The 8177-nt window shown below is 39.7% G+C and carries 7 protein-coding genes and 4 pseudogenes; 2 read left to right on the plus strand and 9 right to left on the minus strand.

Annotated features, from left to right (window positions below; genetic code table 11):
• Positions 1-514: 514 nt before the first annotated feature.
• Positions 515-1663 (plus strand): annotated as a pseudogene (locus ACEO2X_RS12680) (ISNCY family transposase); the annotation flags it as partial.
• A gap of 58 nt (positions 1664-1721) precedes the next feature.
• On the opposite strand, the gene ACEO2X_RS12685 reads toward ACEO2X_RS12680, so the two are convergent.
• Together ACEO2X_RS12685 and ACEO2X_RS12690 are read right to left on the minus strand one after the other, a co-directional pair.
• On the minus strand, positions 1722-2117 hold the full coding sequence (locus tag ACEO2X_RS12685; RefSeq protein WP_253153489.1) for a type II toxin-antitoxin system VapC family toxin: 396 nt from the start codon (positions 2115-2117) through the stop codon (positions 1722-1724).
• Positions 2114-2344, minus strand: a complete 231-nt coding sequence (locus tag ACEO2X_RS12690) for an antitoxin (protein WP_004779823.1) — start codon at positions 2342-2344, stop codon at positions 2114-2116. The genes ACEO2X_RS12685 and ACEO2X_RS12690 overlap by 4 nt, the downstream gene beginning before the upstream one ends.
• Positions 2345-2894: 550 nt before the next feature.
• On the opposite strand from ACEO2X_RS12690, the pseudogene ACEO2X_RS12695 reads away from it, so the two are divergent.
• Positions 2895-3134: pseudogene (locus ACEO2X_RS12695) on the plus strand (type II toxin-antitoxin system HipA family toxin); the annotation flags it as partial.
• Between the two features lie 5 nt (positions 3135-3139).
• Here the strand turns inward: ACEO2X_RS12695 and ACEO2X_RS12700 are convergent.
• From ACEO2X_RS12700 to ACEO2X_RS12730, 7 genes and pseudogenes are all read right to left on the minus strand, one after another.
• A pseudogene (locus ACEO2X_RS12700) lies at positions 3140-3256 on the minus strand (helix-turn-helix domain-containing protein); the annotation flags it as partial.
• Positions 3257-3398: 142 nt separating this feature from the next.
• Positions 3399-4598 (minus strand): integrase arm-type DNA-binding domain-containing protein, encoded by a 1200-nt coding sequence (locus tag ACEO2X_RS12705; protein ID WP_253153372.1) that lies wholly within the window; start codon positions 4596-4598, stop codon positions 3399-3401.
• Between the two features lie 409 nt (positions 4599-5007).
• A pseudogene (locus ACEO2X_RS12710) lies at positions 5008-5243 on the minus strand (IS3 family transposase); the annotation flags it as partial.
• Positions 5244-5387: 144 nt separating this feature from the next.
• On the minus strand, positions 5388-6335 hold the full coding sequence (locus tag ACEO2X_RS12715; protein WP_180187301.1) for a nucleotidyl transferase AbiEii/AbiGii toxin family protein: 948 nt from the start codon (positions 6333-6335) through the stop codon (positions 5388-5390).
• Positions 6328-6723, minus strand: coding sequence for a DUF6088 family protein (locus tag ACEO2X_RS12720; RefSeq protein ID WP_180187300.1), 396 nt, complete (start codon positions 6721-6723; stop codon positions 6328-6330). Before ACEO2X_RS12720 ends, ACEO2X_RS12715 begins: the two co-directional genes overlap by 8 nt.
• 24 nt (positions 6724-6747) lie before the next feature.
• Positions 6748-6969, minus strand: a complete 222-nt coding sequence (locus ACEO2X_RS12725) for a LexA family protein (protein ID WP_371972104.1) — start codon at positions 6967-6969, stop codon at positions 6748-6750.
• Between the two features lie 296 nt (positions 6970-7265).
• Positions 7266-7997 carry a Fic family protein gene (locus ACEO2X_RS12730; RefSeq protein WP_371972103.1) on the minus strand — a complete coding sequence of 244 codons (732 nt, stop codon included), beginning with the start codon at positions 7995-7997 and terminating at the stop codon, positions 7266-7268.
• Positions 7998-8177: the final 180 nt, after the last annotated feature.

Consider the following 8177-nt stretch of genomic DNA (forward strand, 5'->3'; position numbering starts at 1 on the left):
TGAATCATGATACGCCACGGTGGTTGTGTTTTGTGTTAGCGCATTAATAAATACAACCACCTTTTTTATTTTTCAAGCGATAATTATAATATATTTCAACAGTTTAAGCCTTAAGTTGGCGCGTATGGGGGATTACCCGTGGATGAATGGGTTAGAAATTGAAATTGATAACCCATTGGTTCCTATGGAATTGATGCCAGTAAAACCATTAGATTATTATAATTATGACTTTTTAGATCCGAATTGGAAGCCAAAAAGCTTTTGGGGCAGACTATTAGGACGGAAGTGAATTCATAGTAACTATCCAAATGAGAGAAGAATCAGTGTCCTGTATGATAAGAATATGCAATTTATCTAAGAATTATATTGCTGAACAAGCTTTTAAGAATAGGTTTGGGCAATAAAGCCTTAAAATTCTATTACTGAATAAACCCTAAGTGGCCGACTTGGAACAGGAATAAGTGGTAGGGAACGAATAGGAATAGGTGGTAGGTTTATGCAGGAATATGCAATCCGGTTATTGCAGAAGCTCAATCAAGATGGTGTCTCAGGTATGGCACATGCCAGTCGTGGTCAACCTGGCCATCGTCGCCATGATGACTTGTTAAAATCAAAGTGCCTTTCCATTATTGCTGAACATTTGCTGGGCTTTGGACCCACCTTGGCGCATGAGAAGCTCAACAGCATGTTTGACCTGAATATCCCTGTAGAAACGCTTCGGCGCTGGATGACTGCAAATGGTCTCTGGATTCCGCGATCCAAGCGCCAGAAACGTCCATATCAACCTCGATATAACCGCGATTGCTTTGGTGAGCTAATCCAGATTGATGGCTCATATCACGATTGGTTTGAAGGACGTGACGCTAAATGCTGCTTGCTGGTTTATATCGATGATGCCACTGGAAAGCTGTTACATCTGCGCTTTTGTGAGGCTGAAACGACCTTTGACTACATGCTTTCAACCCGAGCCTACATTGAACAATACGGCAAACCTCTGGCCTTTTATAGCGACAAACATTCGGTATTCAGAGTTAATCAGAAATCCAGGCAAGACAGCCAAATTACGCAATTTGACCGGATTCTGAATGAGTTAAACATCGATATTATCTTTGCCAACTCCCCTCAGGCCAAAGGACGTGTGGAACGGGCCAACAGAACTCTGCAGGACCGTCTGATCAAGGAGATGCGTCTGGAAGGTATCGGTTTGATTGCAGAGGCCAATACATGGTTACCCTGCTTTATTGAGCAGTTCAATCAGAAGTTCGCCAAATGTGCGCGAAACTTAAAGAACCTGCATCGGCCATTAACCGAATCTGATCTTGAACTGGATGATATTTTTACCTGGCAGGAATCGCGTAAGGTCGCCAAGAATCTAACCATCACGTATGACAAGTGTATTTATCTGCTTGAACCGACAGAGCTGAATCATAAGCTTGTTGGGCAATACATTTCATTTCTGGAGTACCTGGATGGTACTGTGGCAATCATGCATGAAGGACGGAAGATCAACTATAGCGTCTTCAATAAACTGGCTGGACTACAGCAAAATGAGATTGTTGAGAATAAACGTTCCCGGGCCAAGAAAAGTATGCCGAGTCGTAAAGCTCAGAAAGCTGTTATTGAACAAAGAAATTTAAATCCTGTGCTTGACTCTTGCAGTTAAAAACAGGACATTTCTACTTGGGAATAACACTAGCTCTGCATAGGGCTAGATATAGCGATTAGATCCAATTCTCTAGCTTTAGACCATCAATCCGTTCAAATTCTTTTGTATTGTTCGTTACTAATACAACATCCAATGCCAAAGCATGAGCAGCGATCAGCATATCTAAGCTGCCAATCGGTTTACCTGTGGATTGAAGATCTTGGCGTAATTTGGCGTAATGCCAAATTGCTTGTTCATCGTAAGGAAGAATCTCTAAAGGTGACAAAAACTTGTTTAACGCCTGTTTATTGCGTTCAGATCCAGACTTCTCTACACCGAAAGCCAGCTCAGATGCCGTGATACTCGAAATCGCAAGCTGGCCGAGTTGATATTGCTTAAAGCGCTCGAAAACGTGTTGAGGCTTATTGTTGATGACATAGATACAAATATTTGTGTCTAAGAGGTAAATCATCTGAACTCCTCACGGAACTGTTCGCCTTGATCAGCTCGCTCCAATTGGAATCCACCCTCAAACTCATTGATGGCTTCTAACATGACATCCCAAGGATTGTCGATGGGCATGAGTAATACACCACGCCCGAAGCTTTTGATGGCCACTTCCGTGCCATTAAAGCGAAAGGCTTTAGGCAAGCGAACAGCCTGACTGCGACCAGTTTGAAATACTTTCGCAATTTCCATAATTACCTCCCGAAACCAAGATATATATCATTGATATTTACCATAACATTAAATCTTGTAAAGTCAAAGTGAAATTAAAATCATAAGGCAATAAAAAAGCCCGACATCCTGTCGGGCTTTTTCGTATTGGGTGTTTAGGTATAACTCCTGTCGTACCTCACGTCCTGGTGTCGCACTTATCATTATTGTTTTATGTGTTGGAACATCCTGTTCTTTATATCCCCATCATATGAAAAATCCTCATACTGACATAGACGCAATGGTCCCTAATTCATGTCAGCTTTGGCTTACAAGATTGCTCAAAACTTACCCCAAGGTTTATCCGCAGAAATTGCGGATAATTTCCGAAGTGCAGGCATTGAGTTATCAGGGAAAAAGCGAAATATGAAGGGTTTTTGATCAATTTTATTGGCAAAACATATCAAAACCGCTCATAAAAAAGCCGACTTGTTTCAAAATCGGCTTTTTGTGCATTTTTTGGCTAGAGCGAAATTTTTAAATCTTTGATATTTATATTAATATACAATTGTATTGTGTATAACCACCATTTGATTGGCTTCAAGATCATTTTCCAACTGTGAAACCTCGTGGATTTAGCCTAAGCGAAATTATTGAGAGGAAAGAAGATTTCATTGAGTCACTTGCATCATATGGTTTATTTGTTGTTGGTTCTTCAGGTGTTCAAGCTGAATGGCCTAAATTATTACTAACACAAGGATATGATGGTTTCTTTTATTTAGATCTCAGTCTTCCAGATCAACTCGAGGCAAAGCATTGGCTAGTTAAATTTATCTGTCGTAAATATTTACGCACAGTATTTCGGGACACCCTCAGTTCACGACTAATGGCTTTAATAGATTTACCCTGTTGATGAAGAATTTGGATTGTCACTGCTTGCTCCAAAGTTAACATGTTGAGCAGTCCAAAATGACCGCTATATTAACCAAGGGGGTCATTTTTACACTGCCGATAACAATAAGATTAACCAGTTAGGTCAGGTGGCCTAACTTAAATAAAAAGTCTCCGACAAACTCGGTACGGTTTAGTACGATTTTCACTTACTAGTACTTAAATAATCACCCCACCACTGCATCATTTCAGTCCGTTGAGCTAAATAGTCAGCGTGATTATAGCTGGCACGGGTACGGTTCTTATCAATATGCGAAAGTTGTGCCTCAATCCAATTATCTTGGAACAAACCTGAGTCATTCAAAATGGTACTAAAAGTAGAACGTAATCCATGAGAAGATAGTTGATGTTTGCCATACCCCATCTTACGTATGGCCATATTTAGAGTATTAAAATGAATCGGTTGATTGTGTTTGCGAGGGCTAGCAAAAAGGTATTTTTCACCGTATGACCACTGCATGACGTCTTTCAAAATCTCTAAAGCCTGATTTGAAAGTGGAACTAAAAAATCTGGAATCTCATGGCCTAATATGACTTTTCGTCGAAACTGTTTAATATGCAAGGCAGGTATTTTCCAGATTTTTTCATTTAAATCAAAATGATGAGGCTCAGACAATAACAATTCAGCCCCTCGCACTCCAGTATATAATTTAAACATCAGTGCTTTTTTAATAATCGGATGGACATTCAATTTTTGTAATTTATACTTAAAATCAGATATATCCTCCGCTTTCAAATACGGATAATTTTTCTTGATTTTACTGTTAATGGTGATTTTATTTAAACCATGCGCGATGTTGAATTCACAATAACCCATCGCTACAGCGTAGTCATAAATTTGGTTCAAATAACTACAAGCTTTCTTGACAGGTTCTTTTACTTGGCGTCCCTCTATTTTTTTGATTACTGAAACCAGGTCATAACGCTTGATGTTTTGAAAAGGTAAATCCTGAAGGTCTGGATAAAGATCTTGCTGTAAGCATCTTTCTGCTAACTGTAGTACACCACAGCGGGGTAGATCGTTGAAGGCATTTTTCAGTTTGAACTGTAACCACTCCTCCCCAACCTTACCAAAGGTGATGAGATTAGAGGCAGTATCATGTTCAAAACAGAAATCATTGTCTTTAAAGTCATCTCTGACTTGTCGTGCCTTTTTCAGCGATAAATCAGGATAAAGACCTAACTGAATGCGTCGACGTTTTTTAGTTTGTGGATCTGTATAGCGATAGCACCAAGATTTTCTTCCGCTCGGCTCAATCTTCAGGCTAAGCCCATCTTCATCGGATAAAAAACAGGTTTTATCCTTGCAATGAGCTTGGCGAACTTTGATTTCAGTAAGACTCATGGAATTTAAATGAAACCTAATAAGGGGTTGATTGGATCAATTATATCAAAATAGAACGCTTTATATATGATGCGTATATTACGCATCATATAAATATTTATATATATGTTTTTTATAAATATTATTATGGTATTCTACATTGCAGTAACCAAAAAAGTAACCACTGTTAAAATTTGTATTAAGCAACAAAAATCAGTGATAGTTAAACACTATTCTGCAATGGGTTTGTTTTACAGACCTAGTAACCGAACCTTAATTATTTGAGGCAATATTTCGGTTCTGTCGCATTAAGTCGATCTGCAGCTACTATTGAATTTTGTAGGAGCTGAATATGTCACCAAGGGGCTCAGTTTTTAAATGCCGTTAGGGGGTTATTTTTACACTGCCGCTAACAGAGCTCCGCCTGAGCGAAAAAAGCGGCTGCTTTACGTAGAATTTCATTCGCACGTTGCAGTTCTTTATTTTCGCGTTCCAGTTGTTTGATACGTTCTTGGTCTGAAAGCTGCTGTACTTTAACTGGATTTTGTTTATCTAAATATTTTTGATACCAAACACGTAGTGTTTCGAGAGTACAACCCTTGCGCAGTATACTGCTCAGGGAGCAATAGCTGTGATCGCAGCCCAATTCGATGGATACTCTTCCTTAATTGTGTAAATATGCAAGCCACTCTCACTTATTGCTGTTACCACTCTAATTTATTTATGTAAATTATTTGTGGTAAGTTATTGATTATCTGTTCATTCAGTCTAGTTAATTGGTGTAACTGACAGCCATTTTCTTTTTTAAATTTATAACTCTAAGTTGGCGAAGATCTGTTGAACTGAATCTTGAAAATGTGAATAAGCTTGCTGCCATGTTATTTGTTCATCCCCGAACACCATTGGCGCGACAAATTGATTAAATCTGTCTTGATATAGTGGATTACGACTTAATTCAGTTAAACCAAATAACAATTCAGCAATCGGATCTTCCACCATAAGAACATGTTGACGACCATAACGCTCAATATCTGCTTTTATGACTTTGGTGGCTAACTGTCCTAAATAAACAAAATCTTGGGGTTTACCATAGGTAATTTTGAAGTAGTCGTACACATGTCGAACTAATGATTCATCATCAGCTCTTTCGGCATTTCTAGCAAAAGCAGCTGTACGCCTTAAAATTGCTATCAGCTTTTCGATACTGGTACTCACAATTGTGACGGAAGGAAAAATATCCACTGGTTTCCCTTCTTTAGCCAGGTCATACACAAATGAAGTAATTTTTCTGGATTCAAAAGGCTCAAGCAAATCCGCTTCCACCAATTCCAGTTTAATGAATGGCCGTAAACAGGGTGCTTGATTGAAATGTTGAGGATACCGGATCAATAACTCGACATAACGATATTCATCCCGAACAATCGGCTCCTCTTCGATTTGAAACATATCAGATTGAGAAATCTTCTCTTGTACTTGATGAAGTAATTGTTTACGTACAGCCTTGGCTTTAGAGCGGCTGAATGCAATATCCGATTTGGGAACTAATTTGATGTCGACATCTTCGGACATCCGGTTTAGCTGAATATTTGCTTTGGCTAAAGAAGTGCCACCCGCAAAAACCAAGTCATGCGTCTCAAACTCTAAAGGTTGTAACAACCTCAGTAGTTCGACAACATAGTAATCTTTTTCAACAATAGACGTTGCACCAATGCCAAGTGCGTCAGCGACATCAGCGAACAGATCTTTTATATCAGACATTAACTTGGCTTCGTCCTACAGACAACTGGCGTGTAAAACGACGAGGAGTTTTAATTTGAGTGAATGCGGGAATCTGGGTTGATTGGCCAGATAAGTATTTTTCCGTCGCATCACCCAACGTGATTGTCACATCTAATCGTTTTAGTGCTTCCAGGATCACTGCATCAGCGCCTTCTGGACAGGTAGGCATCACTTTACCCGTAATCTGGTTTTTTCTGGCTTTGGTATAAATTCCATAACCAACTTTTAAAAGCTCACCTTCTTGTACAAGGGTACGCAAGACTCGCCCAATCTGATCATAGTTGGCAATATCGCTAAAATCCTGGCGCATGAAAACATAACGTTTTGCACGCTTGATGCGCATCTGAATTCTGGTTTTAATCGTCATCACACCCTCCAAAAACTGGCGTTATTACTCTTTTTCAAAGTAGCAAAAATACGACATTTTGTCGAGCAAAAATACGACATTTAAATCGACAATCAGCTTATCCTTCAGATCAATCCCGGCATCGCGCATAGACAGCGATTCCACCTCAACGATAAACGTGGCTTGCTGGTTCTGGAGCAGGAATTCATCCAGATCCAGGGTCTTGTCGATATAGTTCTGGGCGGGGGAAGGGAAACCTGCAGCCACCTTTTGCAAGGCAACTGGAATCTCATAATGCGTTCTGGCTTCAACGGGAGTAATCGAAGCAATATCATTGCGGGCTGGTTTTTCACCTGATCTAGATACTGCCTGATCTCCAGTACACGGGCTTCAGGAACCCGGATGACTTTGGTCGGACCTTCATGAACCGGTTTGCGACCAGAACCTGCACGGGTACCACCATGCTGATATTCATTCATTTTATTTATTTATCTTGATTTTGTTACATAATCAAGATGGTAGAAACAGCAGTGGAAAAAACAACTCCACTCGTCGGATTGGGATTAAATTCCTAAAACCAGCTGATAAGGCTTAAATCCTTCGAGTACTGCATCCGCAACTAATTGAACGAAAGGTTCGGTTTTACCATGAGCCATCCATTGATCTAAAGCTTCATAGTAGGCCAAGCGATTTTCTACCTTAATGACACAGGGCGGATAACCAGCCTTCATCAATTCTAAATTCATCAATAAACGTGAAGTACGTCCATTCCCATCAATAAATGGATGAATTCCTACAAAATCTGCATGTACCTTGGCCGCCCATTCAATGGCATGTAATTGATCTGCTTCAGTATTATACCAATCCACAAACTGAGCCATTTTGTCATTTAGTAAGGTGTAATCAGGTGGAGTGGTCGTAGCACCTGAAATCAGTACATTTTGCTGACGATAACGTCCTGCATTGTCATCATCAATATTCTTGAGAATGAGTTGATGGATGTTTCGGATTTGCCATTCAGAAAAAGATTCTTGTTTCTTGATGATGTCTTCAACATAGTAGATTGCATTGCGGTGGTTAATTGCTTCGAAATGTTCTCGAAGAGCTTTACCACCAACAGTAATCCCTTCAAGAACCACCTTGGTTTCGAGCAAGGTAAGTGTATTGCCTTCAATTGCGTTGGAATGGTAAGTCCAGCGAACAATCAAGTCTTCTTGTAAGTTTTTTACAATTTCAGAGGGAAGAGGACGATACTGATCTAATTTTTCTTTTAAAGTATCAATGACTTCAAACATTGACTTGTTCCTGAGTTACATTTTTCATTGTTGAATCATACCTGAAAAGGATATTGCTGTTCCTTAAAATGTATTCAAACATACTCAAGGACTAATTCGCACTCTGTTAATGTCTTGTTGCCAAGCGTGTAACTAGAGCCTGAGTCGGTCAGTTCCGACTTGTAGCGGTCAGTCCGTTCT

This window comes from Acinetobacter sp. AL9, from assembly GCF_041464035.1.
GTDB classification, from domain to species: Bacteria; Pseudomonadota; Gammaproteobacteria; order Pseudomonadales; family Moraxellaceae; genus Acinetobacter; species Acinetobacter towneri.